General features: G+C 34.5%; 22 protein-coding genes and 1 pseudogene. 4 read left to right on the forward strand and 19 right to left on the reverse strand.

Translation table 11 applies throughout. The features are described from left to right. Positions 1 to 9: 9 nt before the first annotated feature. Positions 10 to 789, reverse strand: coding sequence for a spore cortex-lytic enzyme (gene sleB, locus LCF45_RS13420; RefSeq protein ID WP_002032721.1), 780 nt, complete (start codon positions 787 to 789; stop codon positions 10 to 12). Positions 790 to 934: 145 nt separating this feature from the next. Between sleB and LCF45_RS13425 the strand changes: the two genes are divergently transcribed. Next, positions 935 to 1,267, forward strand: coding sequence for a DUF3889 domain-containing protein (locus LCF45_RS13425; RefSeq protein WP_002032720.1), 333 nt, complete (start codon positions 935 to 937; stop codon positions 1,265 to 1,267). Between the two features lie 56 nt (positions 1,268 to 1,323). Here LCF45_RS13425 and LCF45_RS13430 read toward each other — a convergent pair whose 3' ends face one another. From LCF45_RS13430 to kynU, 5 genes are all read right to left on the reverse strand, one after another. Further along, positions 1,324 to 1,959 (reverse strand): Pr6Pr family membrane protein, encoded by a 636-nt coding sequence (locus LCF45_RS13430; RefSeq protein ID WP_002127696.1) that lies wholly within the window; start codon positions 1,957 to 1,959, stop codon positions 1,324 to 1,326. A gap of 20 nt (positions 1,960 to 1,979) precedes the next feature. Continuing rightward, on the reverse strand, positions 1,980 to 2,897 hold the full coding sequence (locus LCF45_RS13435; RefSeq protein ID WP_002127697.1) for a serine hydrolase domain-containing protein: 918 nt from the start codon (positions 2,895 to 2,897) through the stop codon (positions 1,980 to 1,982). 125 nt (positions 2,898 to 3,022) lie between these two features. Beyond that, positions 3,023 to 3,862 carry a tryptophan 2,3-dioxygenase gene (gene kynA / locus LCF45_RS13440; protein WP_002127699.1) on the reverse strand — a complete coding sequence of 280 codons (840 nt, stop codon included), beginning with the start codon at positions 3,860 to 3,862 and terminating at the stop codon, positions 3,023 to 3,025. A gap of 33 nt (positions 3,863 to 3,895) precedes the next feature. Further along, complete coding sequence (gene kynB, locus LCF45_RS13445; protein ID WP_002065849.1) at positions 3,896 to 4,525, reverse strand: arylformamidase; 630 nt, start codon at positions 4,523 to 4,525, stop codon at positions 3,896 to 3,898. 2 nt (positions 4,526 to 4,527) lie between these two features. Then, a complete protein-coding gene (gene kynU / locus LCF45_RS13450; RefSeq protein ID WP_263892799.1) occupies positions 4,528 to 5,814 on the reverse strand; it encodes a kynureninase in 1,287 nt (428 codons plus the stop codon). Positions 5,815 to 5,973: 159 nt separating this feature from the next. On the opposite strand from kynU, the gene LCF45_RS13455 reads away from it, so the two are divergent. Continuing rightward, entirely contained in the window at positions 5,974 to 6,585 is a 612-nt protein-coding gene (locus LCF45_RS13455; protein WP_016127093.1) for a TetR/AcrR family transcriptional regulator, read from the forward strand. Positions 6,586 to 6,632: 47 nt separating this feature from the next. Here LCF45_RS13455 and LCF45_RS13460 read toward each other — a convergent pair whose 3' ends face one another. The 6 genes from LCF45_RS13460 to LCF45_RS13485 form a co-directional block, all read right to left on the reverse strand. Beyond that, a complete protein-coding gene (locus LCF45_RS13460; RefSeq protein ID WP_002165667.1) occupies positions 6,633 to 6,872 on the reverse strand; it encodes a DUF3953 domain-containing protein in 240 nt (79 codons plus the stop codon). 21 nt (positions 6,873 to 6,893) lie between these two features. Next, positions 6,894 to 7,139: a DUF3977 family protein gene (locus LCF45_RS13465; protein ID WP_000873838.1), complete on the reverse strand. Its 246-nt coding sequence runs from the start codon at positions 7,137 to 7,139 to the stop codon at positions 6,894 to 6,896. A 115-nt stretch (positions 7,140 to 7,254) separates the two neighbouring features. Then, entirely contained in the window at positions 7,255 to 9,105 is a 1,851-nt protein-coding gene (locus LCF45_RS13470; protein WP_078203325.1) for a sigma-54-dependent Fis family transcriptional regulator, read from the reverse strand. Positions 9,106 to 9,419: 314 nt separating this feature from the next. After that, on the reverse strand, positions 9,420 to 9,758 hold the full coding sequence (locus tag LCF45_RS13475) for an NIPSNAP family protein (protein ID WP_002127705.1): 339 nt from the start codon (positions 9,756 to 9,758) through the stop codon (positions 9,420 to 9,422). Beyond that, positions 9,731 to 10,327: a GNAT family N-acetyltransferase gene (locus LCF45_RS13480; RefSeq protein WP_002013071.1), complete on the reverse strand. Its 597-nt coding sequence runs from the start codon at positions 10,325 to 10,327 to the stop codon at positions 9,731 to 9,733. Before LCF45_RS13480 ends, LCF45_RS13475 begins: the two co-directional genes overlap by 28 nt. Before the next feature lie 12 nt (positions 10,328 to 10,339). Further along, on the reverse strand, positions 10,340 to 11,110 hold the full coding sequence (locus tag LCF45_RS13485) for a DeoR/GlpR family DNA-binding transcription regulator (RefSeq protein WP_002127707.1): 771 nt from the start codon (positions 11,108 to 11,110) through the stop codon (positions 10,340 to 10,342). Between the two features lie 251 nt (positions 11,111 to 11,361). Here LCF45_RS13485 and LCF45_RS13490 point away from each other — a divergent pair, with 251 nt between their 5' ends. After that, positions 11,362 to 11,859, forward strand: a complete 498-nt coding sequence (locus tag LCF45_RS13490; RefSeq protein WP_000835754.1) for a hypothetical protein — start codon at positions 11,362 to 11,364, stop codon at positions 11,857 to 11,859. A gap of 59 nt (positions 11,860 to 11,918) precedes the next feature. Here LCF45_RS13490 and LCF45_RS13495 read toward each other — a convergent pair whose 3' ends face one another. The 4 genes and pseudogenes from LCF45_RS13495 to LCF45_RS13510 all read right to left on the reverse strand — a co-directional run bounded on the left by LCF45_RS13495 (position 11,919) and on the right by LCF45_RS13510 (position 14,673). Beyond that, positions 11,919 to 12,521 (reverse strand): class I SAM-dependent methyltransferase, encoded by a 603-nt coding sequence (locus LCF45_RS13495; protein WP_001062014.1) that lies wholly within the window; start codon positions 12,519 to 12,521, stop codon positions 11,919 to 11,921. Positions 12,522 to 12,547: 26 nt separating this feature from the next. Continuing rightward, complete coding sequence (locus tag LCF45_RS13500; RefSeq protein ID WP_263892800.1) at positions 12,548 to 13,453, reverse strand: NAD(P)/FAD-dependent oxidoreductase; 906 nt, start codon at positions 13,451 to 13,453, stop codon at positions 12,548 to 12,550. Positions 13,454 to 13,551: 98 nt separating this feature from the next. Next, complete coding sequence (locus LCF45_RS13505) at positions 13,552 to 13,953, reverse strand: Rrf2 family transcriptional regulator (protein ID WP_002127709.1); 402 nt, start codon at positions 13,951 to 13,953, stop codon at positions 13,552 to 13,554. A gap of 86 nt (positions 13,954 to 14,039) precedes the next feature. Continuing rightward, positions 14,040 to 14,673 (reverse strand): annotated as a pseudogene (locus LCF45_RS13510) (DUF4085 family protein). A 220-nt stretch (positions 14,674 to 14,893) separates the two neighbouring features. On the opposite strand from LCF45_RS13510, the gene LCF45_RS13515 reads away from it, so the two are divergent. After that, entirely contained in the window at positions 14,894 to 15,487 is a 594-nt protein-coding gene (locus tag LCF45_RS13515) for a hypothetical protein (RefSeq protein WP_002013060.1), read from the forward strand. Between the two features lie 168 nt (positions 15,488 to 15,655). Here the strand turns inward: LCF45_RS13515 and lpdA are convergent, their stop codons facing one another. The 3 genes from lpdA to acoB are packed head-to-tail and all read right to left on the reverse strand — an operon-like array spanning position 15,656 to position 19,312. Next, positions 15,656 to 17,035, reverse strand: coding sequence for a dihydrolipoyl dehydrogenase (gene lpdA / locus LCF45_RS13520; RefSeq protein WP_002127713.1), 1,380 nt, complete (start codon positions 17,033 to 17,035; stop codon positions 15,656 to 15,658). Between the two features lie 15 nt (positions 17,036 to 17,050). Beyond that, positions 17,051 to 18,250, reverse strand: coding sequence for a dihydrolipoamide acetyltransferase family protein (locus LCF45_RS13525; protein WP_002127715.1), 1,200 nt, complete (start codon positions 18,248 to 18,250; stop codon positions 17,051 to 17,053). 27 nt (positions 18,251 to 18,277) lie between these two features. Then, positions 18,278 to 19,312: an acetoin:2,6-dichlorophenolindophenol oxidoreductase subunit beta gene (gene acoB / locus LCF45_RS13530; RefSeq protein ID WP_002127716.1), complete on the reverse strand. Its 1,035-nt coding sequence runs from the start codon at positions 19,310 to 19,312 to the stop codon at positions 18,278 to 18,280. Between the last annotated feature and the right edge of the window lie 17 nt (positions 19,313 to 19,329).

The following is a 19,329-nucleotide window of genomic DNA, read 5'->3' on the forward strand; positions in this document are numbered from 1 at the left end:
ACCTCCGCTCTATTTACAGAAAATATGCTTACCAATTTTTTTAATTTGTGGACGAGTCCAAATCCATTTACTTGTCGCAGTATCTGGGTTGAAATAATATAATGCATTCCCAGTTGGGTCCCATCCGTTGATCGCATCTAATACGGCTTTTTTCGCATTTTCATTTGGCGTTAAATATATTTGTCCATCTGCTACTGCTGTAAATGCTCTCGGCTCAAAGATTACTCCTGAAACAGTATTTGGAAATGATGCACTTGTGACACGGTTTAAAATAACCGCAGCTACTGCAACTTGTCCTAAATACGGCTCACCACGGGATTCTCCGTATACAGCGTTTGCCATTAACTGAATGTCATTTTGAGAATAACCGTTTGGAACATTTGTCCCTGTACTTTTTGGCGGCTTATTTTCCTGTTTACCTCCACCACTGTTCCCTTTATTAGTTGTAGTATCTTTATTAGCGGTCGACTTATCATACTTCGTTGCCTTTACAAGCATTTGCTTCGTTTTAGCACCCGCTAAACCATCAACTGGCAATCCGAATTTTTGCTGAAAGTTTCGAAGTGCCCAATATGTACCCCATCCGAAAACACCATCAACTTTCCCCGTATAAAATCCGTTATATTTCAAACGAGTTTGCAGTTCAATGACATCTTCTCCAGATGCCCCTCTTTGAATCACTTGATTAGAGAAGGCTTCCACATTTTTGGTCTGTATACTACTTACCATTAAAGATAGCCCGATAAAGACAAGCAAAATCGCTATTTTAAAAACAGCTTTTTGACGCATGTATTTCCCTCCTTAATTACGGAAATGATTTCATGGTTATGTTTTGTAAAACCCTCGCTTTTATGTAAAGAAGACAAAAAAATCCAAACTTATATGCTTGAAGAAATATGTAAACAATATACAAAAAGAATAAAAGGAGCTTATTATGAAGCGATTCTTCGTACGTACAGCATTTATATTTTTTTTAATAACAACATGTTCAAATATATATACCGACCCATCTATTGTTCACGCACAGCCGCCATATGCAAAATGGGGTAAACTAGCCGTTGAAAAAACGAAAGAACAATATCCGAAAGCTGAGATTATCGATTACCTTCATATAGGTAGACAACCAAAAACTGTTCAAATAACAGTTGAAAAGTTTAAATTATGGCTACGTGAGGGTGGAAAAGAGTATGGTGTTTTTGTGGATGTAGAGTTTGATACGAAAACAGAGGAATTTTTAAAGATGTCCTTTCAGAAGACAAGTCGGTAAAACAAAAAAACCTCCGTCTTTACATACAGACAGAGGTTTCTTTATGTACTTCTTCCTTAATAAGGAGGATTATTTTTTATATGCAAAGATCGATTACCTAACATTTTTACTAATCCGCAAATAGCTCCAATAACAACAGATATCCCTATACTATATAAAAATACTCTCCCATATCCACCTATTCTCGGATCTAAAAACGGATATGGGTACCAATTCACGAATGGCCCGCGTATTAAGCTATAGACAACATATAAAAGCGGGAAAACAAGCCAACTCGCAGCCTGTTTCCATGTAATGGTCTTCGTAGGTGGATTTATAACCCAATCTAAAATCATCGCTAATGGCATGATGTAATGAAGTACAGTATTTACCCATGGTATCGCTGTTTGAAGTGACTCTTCTAATCCCCTTAATAACAAAAAATAAATAAGTCCTGTTGTCAGTATGTATACTGTAGCTGCACCGCGAAGAACTCCAAATTGCTCGGAACGTCCAAATAGGGCTGTCCCCAAACTACTAAATAGTAGAATTACCGCAACTAAAATATTACTTTCAATTGTGAAGAAACTAAAAAAGTTAACTGGATTGAACGGTTTCACTTGTGCCCTTGTAACAAATTGAGTAATAAGTGCACTAAACGCTAGAAGACTTAATAACAGTCTATAAATCGCTATCATTTTTGCACTTCTCATAAAACACCTCATTTCTCTACTTATTTATGATTGGAATTCTCTTTTATATGCTCTATAAATAACTTTAATGGTACGAGGCCACGTTTTGGCATGTGGCTACTAATTACAGCTACGAGCTCTAACTGCGGAATGATAATAATGTATTGCCCTCCGTATCCCATAGCAAAATACATACAATACGGTATGTGAAATCTTTCATTATTTAATACCCACCAGTGATATCCATATGCTCCGACATGTTCATACGTTTCAAATAGAGCCTCACCTGATTCTTCTAACCATTTCGATGATACAATATCATTTCCCTTCCAATATCCATTGTTCAAACATACTTTTCCTAACTTTAATAAATCTATAGATTTCATTTTCATACCGAATCCGCCAACATATATACCTTGCGGGTCTTGTTGCCACTCATACTCCGTAATGTTTAACGGCTCAAATAAATACTTTTTCGCGAACTGCTCCGTCGACATTCCAGTTGCTTCTTGAATGATGTAACTAAGTAAATGAGAAGAACCTGAATTATAATTCATTTTCGTACCTATTTCTTCAATGAACGGTTTTTCTAAAATGTATTGCACCCAATTGTCTGATTCCACAAAATCATTCGGGAAAACAACCCCATTTCCGAACTCTTTCCAATTTTCTCCTGTTGTCATCGTTAATAAATGATACAGCGTTAATTCCCTCTTTTCCTCCGGCACATTGGGAATCCATGTTGTGATTGGTATATGTATATTATTTATAAATCCTTTATCAATTGCGATACCAATTAATATAGATACGATACTTTTTGTAATCGAATTAATTTTAAATAAGTCATTTGCACAGTCTATCGTTTTATAGTACTCAGTCGTTAATTCCCCCTTTTGATAAACAAGAAATGTATTAACCTTTTTCTTTTCAAATTTATTTTGTAATTGCTCGAAATTCAAGAAATCTTCCTCCATCTAAATGGTTATGTAATATTTGTTATTCATTTCGTTCTCTCTATTAAATCATATTTGTTATTAAAACAAAAAATAAACTTGCCAGCATTTAATAGCTGACAAGTTTATTTTTATAATTTCGTTCGAACGTTCCAAAGCTCTGGGAAGAAGCATTGATCAAGCACTCGCTTTAAATAAGATACGCCAGAAGAGCCACCTGTTCCCATTTTATGACCAATAATTCGTTCTACCGTTTTCATATGACGGAAACGCCATTGTTGTAGCCAGTCTTCAATATCGATTAATTTCTCTGCAAGCTGATATAAATCCCAATATTTCTGCACGTCCGCATATACTTCTATCCAAGCCGCTTCTACAGTTGCATCCTCTTCGTAAGGCTGCGTAATATCACGATTTAACACATCTTTATGAATTGGGAATCCTTCTTTAACAAGCGCTTGTATCGCCACATCATACAAACTTGGTGTATGAAGTGCTTTATGAAGACGAGCATGTAATTCTGGGTCCTTTTCATAAATCTTTAATGCATGTGGTGTTTTATAACCAAGTGCATATTCAATCATTCGATATTGATACGATTGAAAACCTGAAGCCTGACCAAGTGAATCACGAAACTCAATATATTCTGATGGTGTTAATGTCGCAAGAATATCCCAAGATTGAATAATTTGCGACTGAATTTTTGATACACGTGCTAACATTTTAAAAGCTGGTGGTAATTTATCTTGTTTAATAGATTCAATTGCAGCATTCAATTCATGTAAAATTAGTTTCATCCAAAGCTCACTCGCTTGGTGGATAACGATAAATAACATTTCATCATGATGATCTGATAATCTTTGTTGACTAGATAATAAGCTATCTAGCTGTAAATACTCTCCATACGTCATATTCTCCTTAAAGTCCGTATGAATCCCTTTTTCCATAATTACCTTTTCATTTTCTTTCATATTAGCCAAACGCCCCTTTGTGTTCATTTCTACTTATATTGGTCTAATAACAGCTCGAACTGGACTCCCATCCGCATCTGTTAATGCAAGTGGTAATGCAATAAGTTCGTAATCGCCGTCTACTACGTGATCGAGTACGACATTTTCTAAAATGTGAATTCCATGTTTAAATAATTGATGATGTGCTGCTAGTTCTTTATCATCTAAAGGATCAACAGATGGTACGTCCACTCCGATTAAACGAATTCCCTTTTCAGAAAGAAAGGCTGCAATATCTGCGCGTAAATGCGGGATTACATCTGGGAATTCATTTGCTTTACCATGTGAAGATGTACGTAATAACAATCGTTCTACACCTTCTAAATGAAAGTTTTCTAATTCCTTTTTCCCGATGCTTTCAAGATTAGAAACGTCAATGATTCGCGCTGGGCCAACATAAACTTGAATATCTAAATCCAACACCTTCTTACCGTCATTATCAAAATGAAAAGGTGCATCAATATGAGTACCTGTATGGATACTCATCGTTAACTTTCCGACATTTACTGAACCACTGTTTTCTTTTGACCATGAAACTTCATACGAGAACGGTGTATCCCCTGGCCATGTCGCGATATCATTATTTAGCGGTTGTGAAATATCAATCCACTGCGATGTTTTCATGCTTACGCCACAACCTCTCGCTTATTTTCAAAGTTTTTATATTCTTCATTTTTCATAATTTTCTTTAAAATTTGTACAGAGTTCCATACTTCCTTATACGTATTGTATAAAGCAACAGGCGCAAGTCTAACTCCATTTGGAGCTCTAAAGTCTGGAATAACCCCATTTGCTTTTAACGCTTTACAAATACGCGCCGCCTCAGCATGTTCTAAATAAATATGCCCGCCTCGTTTTTCATCCTCTAATGGATTTCCAATTGTAAATTCAAAGCCTTTTAATTCATGTTCAATTAAATCAAGCATATATCCCGTAATATGTAATGATTTTTCACGTAACTTTTCAATACCAGCTTCTTTAAAAATTTCAAGAGAACCGATTAATGGTGCAGTACTTAATACGTGAGGTGTCCCTATTTGATAAGCTCCAGCATGGTCAGCCGCAGTTAATGAATGCTCCATATCAAATTGCTTATCTTTTCTAGAACTAAACCAACCAGATAATCCTGGGAGTCTATTAAAGTGTTTATTATTTACATAAAGGCCTGCAACACCACCAGGACCTGCATTTAAATATTTATAATTACACCATACAGCGAAATCTACATCCCACTCTTTAAAATGATGCGGAATGGAGCCGATTGAATGACATAAATCAAAACCGATATGAATACCACGTTTATGAGCTTCAGCTGTTAATCGCTTCATATCAAGAATTTGTCCACTTCTATATAGTACAGAAGGCAATAATATTAAAGCGATATCATCGGTCATCGCATGAATAATATCATCTTCAGAAAGTGTTCTTCCATCTCGGCTTTTCACTCGTACTAAATGTTCATCTGGATCTAAGCCTTTTAAACGAATTTGACTCTGAAGTGCATAAATATCTGACGGAAAAGTTAATTCATCCGCAAGAATTTTTGTTCGTATTCCTTTCGGCTCATAAAACGTCGCAATAACTTGATGTATATTCGCAGTCGTGGAACCGGTTACAATCGTTTCTTCCGGTAAAGATCCAATAAGAGGTGCTGTCAATTCACCCAATTTCTCCGAAAGGAAAAACCATGGATGCTCACCTTCAGTCCATCCATCAATCCCAAACTCTTTCCATGAATCTAGCAAGGTAAGTAACGATTTCTCTGCTCTTTTTGAAAGCAACCCTAAAGAGTTACCATCTAAATATATTGTTCCTTCTTTTTTATAAAATTCAGATTGAAAATCTTTCAGTTCATCATGTTTATCACATTCAAGCGCATACTCATAAGTTGGTTGAAATGGTTCTTTATACATGGTGTCACCTTCTTTTAATTTTCTTTTTATTCTAACTAATTGAAATATATCACTTAAATTGATATAACGTCAATGATATTATGTCAGTTGACTTTATATACGAACTTCTTTTACAATACAATTATATTTTCAGATATTTCAGTATAAAGAGGTGATTCCTTGAAAAATTCTACTCTTTCAACAAGAAAACACCGCTCCTTAGAAACAAAAAAGAAACTATTACATTCCGGTTATACTATGTTTATAAAAAACGGATTTCAAAAAACTACAATCACGCAAATTATTAAACATGCAGAAACTGGTTATGGAACAGCATATGTATATTTTAAAAACAAAGATGCTCTCCTCGTCGTTTTGATGGAAGATGTTATGAATCGCTTTTATGATATTGCTGATCGCTCTTTTTCCCCTCAAACAAAGGCCGAAGCACTAGATATGATTCAGAATCAAGTGCGCGCTTTTTTACAGTTAGCACAAGAAGAAAGAGCTATATTACAAGTTGTTGAAGAAGCAATAAGAACCTCAAAAGAAATACGTCAAAAATGGGATGAGATTCGCGAACGCTTTGTAACACGGATTATACAAGACATCACCCATTCCCAGGAAAATGAATTAGTACGAACTGAGTTAAATAAAGAGATTGTCGCATGCGGCTGGTTCTCTATGAATGAAACGTTTCTTTGGACAATCGTGCAAAATGATAAAGAACTAGAATTAGAAGAAATTGTACATACTTTAACGGTAATGTATACGACGGGGTTATATAAATAGCACATTATAACCTCAAAAAACCGTTACTCAATATGCTTAGTAACGGTTTATTTAAAATATTTTATTAACGATACAATAATACAAAAAAGTGATGTAAGTAATAGCAAAAGCCCCATATTCTTATTCTCTTTTTCATCCTTCTTAACGTTGTGTATCCCCATACCGGCAAGCATAAAACCTAAAAGTAATTGTAAAATGAGCATACTTTGCTTCGAATCATCATTCCAACTGTAAATAGAATAGCCCATTATAATAAAAGCGAGTATGAATGTGATAATTCTAATCATAAAAACACCCCCTATTTGATTCTATTGTTTTAACCTACTCACCATTCCAACAATAAACTTATACTCAGCTCTACTTTTTCTTACTTTCTTAAAGCCCTCTTTCGTATCAAAAATAAAACACGTTTTCCGAAACCAAATCCGTACATATAAAGACTCAAAATAAATTGGTTTAATAATTCCTCGTTCCTCGAATTCAGTTCCATCTTTATTTTCGGTTTCCGTTCGAATGAACCACCTATTCCCGATTCCAATTTCAATATACTTCACATGCTAACCCCCTTCAGGAAATCTTCTTTCTAATTATTCTATTATTTCCCTGGCAAGCGCACATTCCGACAGAACGTGAGCCCATAAAGAAAAAGTAGATTACAAAAATCTACTTTTATAGCCTAAATTTTTGCATACGTTTATAAAATGTACTGCGTGGCACATCTAATAGTTTTGCAGCTAATGAAACATTTCCGTTCGTCTTTTCTAGCGCTTCAATCATGCTATCACGCTGTATTTTTTCACGGAAATTTAATGTATGCTCCGTTTTATTTTCTGCTTGCATTTCAAGTTGATGTTGATTTCCAATCATTGTTTGTAATAAAAAAGAGATTTGTTTTTCGCATATTTCCCGTCCTTGCGACAAAATGTATATGCGTTCTAATACATTTAATAATTCTCGAATATTTCCGGGCCATGTATGCTGTGGAAATTGATTACAAATACTCTTTGGAAATACAACATTCCAATCCTTTCGTTCACAAAAATGTTGTATGAAGTACGGAATATCCTCTTTTCTTTCTATTAAGGACGGAACATATAGCGGATAAACATGTAAACGATAATATAAATCTTGACGGAATTTCCCTTCTTCTACTAATCGTAGTAAATCTTTATGTGTCGCAGTAATAATACGAATATTTACTGGTACCTCTTTTGAACTACCAATTGGGGTTACTGTTCGTTCTTGCAAAACACGCAATAATGCCACTTGCATCTCTGGCGGTACTTCACCAATTTCATCTAAAAATATTGTTCCTCCATCTGCTTGTCCGAATTTCCCTTTATATCCTTGGCGTCGCGCACCTGTAAACGCACCTTCAGCATAACCGAATAATTCACTTTCCATTAATTCTTTCGGTAATGAACCGCAGTTAACAGCTATAAAAGGACCATTTTTTCTTGGACTATTTTCATGAATCGCTCTCGCTACATATTCTTTCCCTACACCTGTTTCTCCACAAACATATACACTAGCGTCAGTTGGTGAAACAAGCTTAATTTCTTCTAAAGTATGTTGAAATACGCTGCTTGTCCCAATAACTCCAGGGAAAGTAATTCCGTTTATAAACGGGTAAGTAGAAAATAAATTTTCTTGTTTATTTTCCTTTAAGTAAATACATTTCCCAATCATTCTATCATTACTATATACCGGTACCTCTAATTTAGGTTTCAATCCATTGTGCATTAAATCTTCAAGTTTCATTCGTGACCAATTACATACTCGTTCACGAACCCTCTTGCTCGCAGAAACGATAACATCACGATGGTTACAAATAACAACTTGTTCATCACTGTCAATTACATCTAAAAAACGATGGATTAAATGCAGTTCATTTTGATGTACTCGAATACTACATTCACGTTCAATCGCATGCGCGATCGAAGTTACCATTCCGAGCATATATGGATGTGAAAACTCAATTGGACAGGAGAAATCTAGAACACCAATTAATTTCCCATCATCATTATGAATCGGAGAGGCCGCACAGCTCCAGCTATGAGATGCGACAGAATAATGCTCTGTACCACTTATCATAATAGCCTCTTCAATCTGTAACGCTGTTCCTATCGCATTTGTACCAACAGCTGCTTCCGTCCATTTCACACCTTCAATAAAATTAATATGTTTCGCTCGTTTCAACGTTTGCTGATTTCCACTTAATGATAGAACATAACCATCTGGATCAATTAATAATGCCATCATTTGCAGTTCATCAATGGTTTTTCTCATATTTTGTATTTGAGGTATTGCTATATCAAGGAAGATTTCACTCTTTTTCTTTTGATCCTGAAAAATATCAGAAGACAAAATTTTCTGACCTTTATTCATATGAGGATTCACATTTGCTTGTTTACATCGATGCCATGACTCTGAAATTCTTTCGTTTATACGGTTCGAATCAAGGACTCCTTCATCAACAAACTTTTTCCATGTATGTAAGTAAAACGGTGAAGCTAACATTGTATCATCTCCCCTATTAATTGTTTTGGAGATTTATAAAACATACTTTTATTATAAAACTGAATAAAAGCGTTTTCAATACAACTAGAAAGATGACACAAATATGTTAATAATTTGAATATCTTAATGACCTTCTTTATTCTTTTTTAGTAGAACTATATTTTGTATAATGGACGCAAAGAAAATACTTAACCAAAACCACTTTTGTGGATTGCCGTTTATAAAGAAAACTATCACCGCTATTGCAAATAAAATGGTGGATGCTAAACTAAAATATAATTTTGTTTTAATTCCCATTATTCCTCACCTCTCTATCACTTTACAGTACATACTAACTCTTCATTTTTTAACTCTAATATGTACTCCTGTAAAACATATTCTTTCCCGCCATGTTTTTCATACCAATCATGTATTCTTTTAACATGTATCTTGTCGCTTCTAATTTTTGATTCAATTTCTTTATACTGTTCATAACTATCATATTCCCATATTGCAAATACTTCAGTCGTACCATCATTATTATCTTTCATCCAGCGTCCTATTAAACGAGAACCATATTTTATTTGATTAGGTAAATTAGTATCATTGAAATGATCATTAAATATTTCTATGAATTCATTTTTTACTACATAGTATTTCCTTCTGTAAAACATACTTCTTCACCTCTTTTATGAAAAGTATCAGTAAACCTTCCCATTACTACCGTATTATAATACTTACCATCCGACAGTTTTTTATCATTTTTTAGAATACCTTCTACCTCCAAACCTAATTTTTTATAAAGTTGGATGGCTTTTTCATTTTTCTCTAACACTTGCAATGATATCTTTTTCACTTCATTTTCATCAGCCCACTGAATAGATTGTTGCAATAGACTCTTACCCATTCCATATCCCCAAAACTCTCTTAAAATACAAACACCAAATTCTACTTTATGGGCTAATCTCTTCAACTTTGATCCTTCGCATCTTGAAAATCCAACGATTTGATTGTGCACTTCTGCAACTAAAAAGAGATTCTTCATCTCTTCACTATCTGTTTTTATTATTTTTTGAAACCCTATCTTATCTATAAATCCCTCTCCAGCTTCTCTATCCATATTCTCAGTTTCTCCATCGATCTGAACTCTAATTTCCGATAACTGCTCAGCATCCGTTTGAACTGCAGAACGAACTGTATAAGTTAATCCATTCGTATGAAACTCTTGTCCTTTTATAATCATTTCAAACTCCTTTTAAATGAGGTCTATTGACGCTATTACAATTTCTTTACCTTGTTTCTCAAATTGTTGAATCGTTTCTTTACTAGCCCCTTCATCTGTTATTATAAGGTCAATTTCTATTAGTGACTCTCCTTTTATAAAGCAGTCTATTCCAAGTTTAGTATGAGGAGCTAAACAAATATTTCTTCTAGCAATTTTACTTACTGTTTTTCCAAAATAAGCAACTTCCGGTGTCGCAGTACTTATACCATTCAATGAAATACCGCCACCTGTAGAGAAATAAAGATCAATAGAGAATCTACTTATCAATTCAGAGGCAAGTGTATCTGTCATATTTCCTGATGGTTTCACTTTTCCACCAATTAAGTACGTATCAATGTTCTTATATTCCCGTAACTTACTAGCAATTTCTAAAGCATTCGTAATAACTGTAAATGATGTTTCAGGTAAATACTTTAACATGGCATAATGAATGGAAGCCCCTCCAATAAAAACGGAACCTCCTTCTTGTATGTAGGATACAGCAACTTTCGCAATCGCATCTTCATCTATTGAACTATCACGATAACGTTTCGATGGTTCGGCAGCTAAGTTTCTCACTCGCGTAAGTTCAACTGCACCTCCGTGCGTTCTTTTTAATAAACCATCCTTCTCCATAATAGACAAATCTCTTCTTATAGAATCAATAGACATATCAAAACTTTCCGCAAGATCCTTTGCGATTACTCTTCCATCTCTCTTAAGTAACTCTAAAATTTTCTCTCTACGCTCTTCAGTGAACATGTTATCACCACCATTATTGAAGATTCAGAAATTTAATCTTTATTTTAATTATATGCATGCTTTTTCTGTATTACAATATTTTCAATTCTTATTTATTCAGCTTTATACAGTTTTTCTCCCTATTTCTATCCCATTAACTTGAAAACGAAATAAATGTATATTTGCATATTCCACAAACATACTTCCATTTACCTTCCTATTGATGTAAAATTATTCCTATGTTTTACTTTTTAATACAGAAAGGGATTACTATGAAATCTATAATTAAAGTAACTTGTACAGCATTAATATTTACAGGAATCATGGCAGGATGTAACGGTAATTCTACACCCAAAAAAGAAAAAAGCACTTTTGAAAAAAACGCAATGCATTATGGGGAAATTGTTAAAAATGAATACTATAGAGCAACAGTTGAAAATGCAAAATTTGAAAAAATAGACAAAGAGTGGCGCCTAACAACTCGTGTTATGATTAATAATGTTCGAGACGATGGACAAACTATTGATCTTTCGGAAATAAAATATTTCATACAAGATGAAAAAACTGGTCAGAAATATGAAGGTGAAGCTCATCCGATAGGTGACGAGCACTATAAAAATGTTCCACACGAATTCTCTTTAACTACTGACGTTGTATTTGAAATGAAAACTTCTCCTAAAGACTTAAATAACATGTATTTGTATATTGATAGTAAAGTTGCTCCATTAACAAATACATATTGGAAGCTTGATAATCTAGTATCTAAATAAAAAGACCAGTCTTAAATGACTGGTCTTTTTACATTCAAGTATTCAACTTCCAATAACATTTATATTGATTTTCTAATAACAACTTGAATAACATGAGCTAAGCCAGTATGTCCTTTCCCTTCAATTCGCTCTTGTTCTCCATTAAAGAAATGAATAACCTCATGCCCTTCACACCAAGTAAGAATATCAATTGGATCATACAGCATATCAATATCTTTTGGCCCACCAGTACCATAATTTAATTGTTTTTTCGAATAAACTTCAAACATTATTAATCCACCAGGCCTAATCGTATAAATCATTTTATTCAATACCATTTTTTGATTGTCAGCATGAAAATGTCCAAATACCATAATTGCCGCATCGAATTCATTATCTGGCAAACTATCAGTTAATAAATCTACCTTTTTTGTATGCACGTTTACGTCATACTTCTCGGCTAACTTTTTTGTTTTTTCTAATCCACTCTCAGAGTAGTCAATAGCAGTCACTTCGTGGCCTTTTCTTGCTAGAAAAACAGCATTTCTACCTTCTCCCTCTGCGAAAGCTATTACTTTATTATAATTTGCTAAACGAAATGCTTGTTCTTGAATAAACGTATTAGGTTCTTCCCCATAATAATATTCATCCGATTTAAATCGATCATCCCACATGTTATTCATCTTCTTCTCCTCCTTCTAAATGCTAGTTAGAACCGCTCATCTGTAATATCACTATTAATAGCAATCGCCGCTTTATTTCCCTGTGATGCAGCAATAATTAACGACGATGGACCTTGAGTCGTTGTTTCTCCTGCTACGTAAATATTTTTTTCTGAAGTACGACCAAAATCATCTATTACAAAAGTTTCATTACTTTGCAGTTCACAACCAAGTTGTTCTAAAAATTGATTTGGCCTAAAAAAAGTAGGTACTATAAATCCACCGGCTCTTTCAATGTGCAAACCTGAATGAAACTCTACTCGCTTTAAATAACCCTCATCACCTTGTAGTGAACGAATAGGCTCTGTAATAACTCTTATATTTTTATTACACAGTTCATCCATGAAATGCTTACTTAACTCATTACCATTTGTTGCGATTACTAAATCCGTAGACCAGTTATAAACTAATTTTGTCATATGCAACGTATAATCTTCGTTTTCAGAAATAATAATAAGAGGTTGGTCTTTTAATTCCCATCCATCACAATACGGACAACTAAATAAACTTTTTCCATAGAATTCCCGTACTTTAGGGATGGATGGAAATTCTTCCTGTATACCTGTTGCTAATAAAACTCTTTCCGCCAAATATTTTTTATGATCTAATGTCATAATCTCAAATAAACCAGTCGATTGCTTCGTTATCGTTAAAACTGTTTTTTCATAATAATGAATCGATGGATACTTCTTCAAATCATTTAACCCTAATTCCTTAAACTCTTCTGGTTTAATCCCGTCACGTGTAATAAATCCATGAGACTTTTGCGTTACACGATTCCTATTCGTTTTATTATCAAATAACGCTATTTGTTTACGAGCTCTCCCTAAAACTAAACCTGCATTAAGCCCTGCTGGACCTGCACCTATTACTGCACAGTCAATACATTTCATAAATAAACATCCTCCATGAATAAGCTTAACTCATTTAACTATAATTATAGATATTAAAGAGTCTTTTTATCCTTAATTAATTTAAAAATAAAAGCGGATTAAAAATCCACATTTATTTTTTTCGCAAGATCTACGATTTTTTGATTTCGTAACTCTTCTTCCATTTTTTCCTCTGCCGCAAGCATTACTTCATTAATTAAACATCCAGGTTCCTGATGTAAACAGCATTCAAACAATGATGTTTTTCCTTCAATAGCATGTATAATATCTAAAAAAGAGATATCTTCCCAATTACTGCTAAGTGAATAACCACCTTTAGGTCCTGATGATGAATGAATCATGCCTTCCTTCGTCAATTTAGTTAGTATTTTAGACAAGTATGTTGGTGAAACTTTCTGCATTTCCGCTAACTGATGAACACTAACTAACTTATTTGGCGTAGCCTCTGCCAGAAAAAGCATTGTGTGAAGAGCGTAATTTGTAGCTTTAGAATATTTCATAATACGGCTCCTATTGCAGACTTCATGTATCTACAATATCTTCATTTTTTCATCATGTCAAACATTTGTAATTTAAAGGCATGATATTATTTCTTTTCAAGTAATAAATTCGTTGCACAAATCGTCACTTCTCTAAATGGACAGTCAAATAAAACACCCAGTTCGAAACCGTCTTCAGTAAGCTCTATTTCATGGTATAGCCACCAAGCACCTTCAAAATTTTCAGGTATAGAACATTTGGTCACTCCTGTAAAAGAAACTTGAAGTTTATTGAAATCCCTAAAAGTACCAGTGCAATCTAATACGATAGACAAAGTATATTCTGACTTACACTTTACTACTTTAATCACACTATCATGCAGTGAGAATTCATGTAATTGAACAACGTTTGACGGAAGTTTTTTCTTAATGGAATTAAAATATTCTAAGTATGATTGATCTAATTGTGTCATTCTTTTTTTCATAATCTGCTGTCCACTCTAACAAAAGTTTCTTTAATTCATTAGGGGGATATTCTGAATCAATAGTGTTGTTATAAAAGTATGAATGTAGCGTTTCAGGAAGATAATTTAATAAATCTTCTTTCCTTTCTTCTACTTCATCTTTCAAACTTTGTAAATAATCGGGATCTATTTCTTTACATTTTTCTATTGATTCTATGAAATGTACAAATCCTGAAAGTTGCATTTCTTTATACCAATCTCTTGTAAAATATTTCAATGATATCTCTCCTAAAACATTTTAACATCCAACAAAAGCAATATATCTATTTATTATATCATTCCAATAGCTATTTTTTCTAAAGAATAAATGCAAAACTGTAAATATTCCGCCTATTTTTTCTAAAACTTCAGAATATTTACAAAAATGCGAAATTGGAATACATTTTACATGTACAAGTTTTACCTGTACAAAAATCTAAACAAAAAGGGATGGTTATATGTTGAAGAAATTAGTAGCAGGGACATTAGTAGCAGGTTTTGCATTAACTGGAGGATTAGGAGTAGTAAGTGCTGCAGAAAAAGATAATACAATTAAATCATTTGACTATTTAAAAGTTGATGAAAAGAATGTTAATTCATTTACAAAATTAAGCGATCAATCAAAAAAAGACATCCAAATTACTATGGTACTACCTAAGCAAAATGAAAATGGAGATTGGTTAGCTTATGGCTTTACTAGCAGAGAAACATTGAATGCTTTTATTGAAAAGGATAAAAAGGTACTTAAAAATCAAATTAACCCTTTAGGTAGTGGTGCTGGTAGTACCGATTTTTATGAGCATCAAAATAAAGGTGGACAGTATATTTATTGGAGCAGTGGCTTTAAAAACCTACCTTCTAGCTGGAACGACAGAATTTCTTCTGTAAGTACAGCTTCACCTTCTGCAAGTTATTCAACAACGCTATGGGAACATTCTTCAACTCAAGGATATGGAAAAGGTGTCTCCTTTAGACACTCTGATTGGTATGGTCAAACTGCTAATTTAGCAGCGGATTGGAACGACATAACTTCAGCAATTGAAATCAAATAGTAACAGCGCATTTCAATTAAATAAGTGAAGAAGTTTCAAAATCACTATACTCTCATCGATTAAAAAAACATGAGAGTATAGTGATTTTTCTAGTATCTTTTTATACATATTGCTACTTAAATATTATTTACTAAAAAGACCAGTCCTATTAGACTGGTCTTTTTACCTTCAAGCATGTACAGCATGTCCTACTGCCTGCAATAATGCCTCATGAATCGCTTCAGATAAAGTTGGATGTGCTGCAATATAATCTCTCATTATATCAGCGGTTACTTCTGTATGAATCATCACCGTTCCTTGTCCGATTAGTTCGGTTGCACGAGGACCGATAATAGAAATCCCTACAATTTCTTGATATTTAGGTTCCACAATAACTTTTACTTTCCCCGTTTGTTCTCCAATAATAAGCGCTTTTCCGTTCGCTGTAAATGCGAATTCTCCGATGAGGATGTCACCGTATTGCTCTCTTGCTCCTTTTTCTGTTAAACCGACACTAGCAATTTCTGGAGCTGTATAAATACAGCGAGGTACAGCATGATAGTTTACTTTCACATCTTCTCCGCTCGCGTGTAATGCCGCTGTCGTTCCTTCATGGAAGGCAACGTGAGCAAGCTGTATTCCACCAATCACATCACCCGCTGCGTAAATATGTGATCTATTTGTTTGCATATGTTCATTCACAGAAATTCCTTTATTTGAAAATTGAATGCCTGCTTTTTCTAAAGCTAATTCTTGTACACGTGGTTTTCGACCTACAGAAACGAGAATGGATTCCGGGTTGGCTTCTTGGATACTTCCTTCATATTCAAATGAAGCCTGCTTCTTATAATTATTTAATCCTTTTAAAGCCGCTCCTGTAAATATTTTTACGCCATCATTTTCTAGTTTCTCCCTTAAAATTTGTGCGATATCTTCATCTTCACCAGGTAATAATTGCGATGCCATTTCAACAATCGTAACTTTTGTTCCAAGACGACTATAAATGCTTGCAAACTCGCAACCTATTACACCACCACCAACGATTAATAATGATTTTGGTATATTTTCTAGGGACATTGCATGACTACTATTTAAAATCCACTTCCCATCAAATGGAGCAAAAGGTAATTCAGTTGGTTCTGATCCTGCCGCTATAATAAACTGGTCTCCAACTACTACATCTTCTTTATCACCATGTGTAACTCGCACACGGTGATCCGTTTCAAATTTCGCTTTACCTTGTATAACTTTTATTTTATTTTTCTTCATTAAATATTGTATACCTTGTACGAGTTGCGTAACAATTTGTGATTTTCTCGTCTGTATTTGTTTCCAATCAATTGATATATTCTGCTTATCTACTAATACTCCAAAACGATTCGCATGATTAACAATATCGTATACTTCCGCACTTTCTAACAATGATTTCGTAGGCATACAACCGACATTTAAACAAGTCCCGCCAAGATCAGCTTCATCAATAAGAGTGACATCTTTTCCATTTTGAGCCGCGGTAATTGCCGCTACATAACCAGCAGGTCCGCCCCCAATAACAACTAAATTACTCATTTTCTCACCTTCTCTTTATAAAAGAATTGTTACAGGTTCTTCTAAATAACGTTTAATTGTGCGTAAAAATGCAGCTGCTGGTGCACCGTCTAGTACACGATGATCGAATGTTAAACTTAAAGGTAACATACTTCCTTTTCTTAATTTTTTCCCTTTATATACAGGAACATGTTCAATTGCACCTACACCTAAAATACCAGTTTCAGGTGTATTTAATACTGGCGTAAAATATTCAATACCGAAGCTACCTAAATTACTAATTGTAAATGTTGTCCCTTGCATATCATCACTACTTAAACTGCCTGCTCGTGCCTTTTGTGCCACATTTTTAATCTCTTTAGATAACTCTACTAAAGATAGATTATTAGCAAAGCGAATAGCTGGAACGACTAATCCTTTTTCTAACGCGACCGCCATACCTAAATGAACATGTTCAAATTGATGAATGACATCATTTATATACGCGCTGTTCATTTCTTTATGCTCTCTTAGCGCTAATACAACAGCACGAGAAACGAAATCAGTAATAGTTAGTTTGTTATCGTATCGTTTTTGTACAACTTCCGCTATTTCTTTATGTAAAGCAACTAAATCTGTAACATCTACTTTCATCGTTAATGTTAATTGCGCACTATTTTGTAAGCTTGCATGCATACGGTTCGCAATTGCTTTTCGCATACCAGTAATAGGAATGACTTTACTTTCTTCTTGTTCAAGTACTTCTGGAATTGCTACTCTTTCTTCAAGCGCCTTTAATACATCTACCTTTGTAATTCTTCCGCCAGGTCCTGTACCAATTAATGATCTAATATCGAGATTTTCAGTTTTTGCAATTTTCTTTGCTACTGGAGATATTTTAACTCTTTGCTTCGTCACATCTATCGCATATGGTTCTGGATGTTGTACCTTTTTAGGTTCTGGATTAGATGCTTTTTCTTCTACAACATGTATGTTTTCATGAACTTCTACTTTTTCGTCCGGTTTACCGATGTAGCAAATTACAGTACCCGGCGGCACTCCCTCATCTTCACTTACAGCTATATCAAGAACAGTTCCATCAGCTGGTGCTTCTATTTCAGTTTCGATTTTTTCCGAGTTAATACTAGCAATTAGTTCACCTTTTTCTACATTATCACCTGCTTTAATATTCCAGCTCGTAATAATACCTTCTTTCATCGCCATACCTAACTTCGGCATTACAACTTCTACAGCCATGTTTCTCTCTCCCTTCTCATCGTTTCATTACACATGTAATAAAGATTGGTCTCCGATCATTTCTGATACAGTTTCAATTACTTTCTCCGGCGTTGGTAAATATAACTTTTCAAGTGGTGGCGAAAACGGAACTGGTGTATGTGGTGCTGTAATTCGTTTAATAGGTGCATCTAACAAATCGAATCCTTTATCCGCTACAATTGCCGCAATATCTGTTGCGATACTACATCTTGGATTTGCTTCGTCAATAACAATCAGGCGATTCGTTTTTTCAACAGATGCTAAAATCGTATCTTCATCCAGCGGTGATAAAGAACGTGGATCGATTACTTCTACTTCGAGTCCTTTTTCCGATAATTGCTTTGCAGCTGCAAGTGCTGTATGAACTTGTTTTCCAATTGCAACGATTGTTACATCAGAACCTTCACGTTTAATATCTGCTTTTCCTAAAGGAATTGTATAGTGCCCTTCTGGTACTTCGCCTTTCATATTGTAAAGTGTTTTATCTTCAAAGAAGATTACTGGATCGTCATCTTCAATTGCCGCTAATAATAAGCCTTTTGCGTCATAAGGAGTGGAAGGAACGACAACTTTTATACCTGGAATGCTCGTAAATAACGCATATAAACTTTGTGAATGCTGTGCCGCTGCGCTAAATCCAGCACCGTGCATCGTACGTACTGTAACTGGCACTTTCGCTTTTCCACCGAACATATAGCGGAACTTTGCACCTTGGTTTAATACTTGATCAAGACAACTACCGATAAAATCATTAAACATTAATTCAGCTATCGGACGTAAACCTGTTGCAGCAGCTGCCATCGCCGCTCCCATATAACCCGCTTCTGAAATTGGAGTATCTAAAATACGATTTCGACCAAATTCTTGTACAAGTCCTTTCGTAACACCGAGTACACCGCCCCATGCTTCATCATCTTGCAAGTGATCCACTTGTGCACCGCCTGCAACATCTTCTCCGATTAAAATTACGTTTTCATCACGACGCATTGATATTTTCATCGCTTCATTAATTGCAGTTGACATACTTACTGTTCTAGTCATTATTTTTCACCCTCCTC

Source organism: Bacillus sp. 41-22 (genome assembly GCF_025809295.1).
Lineage (GTDB): Bacteria > Bacillota > Bacilli > Bacillales > Bacillaceae_G > Bacillus_A > Bacillus_A mycoides.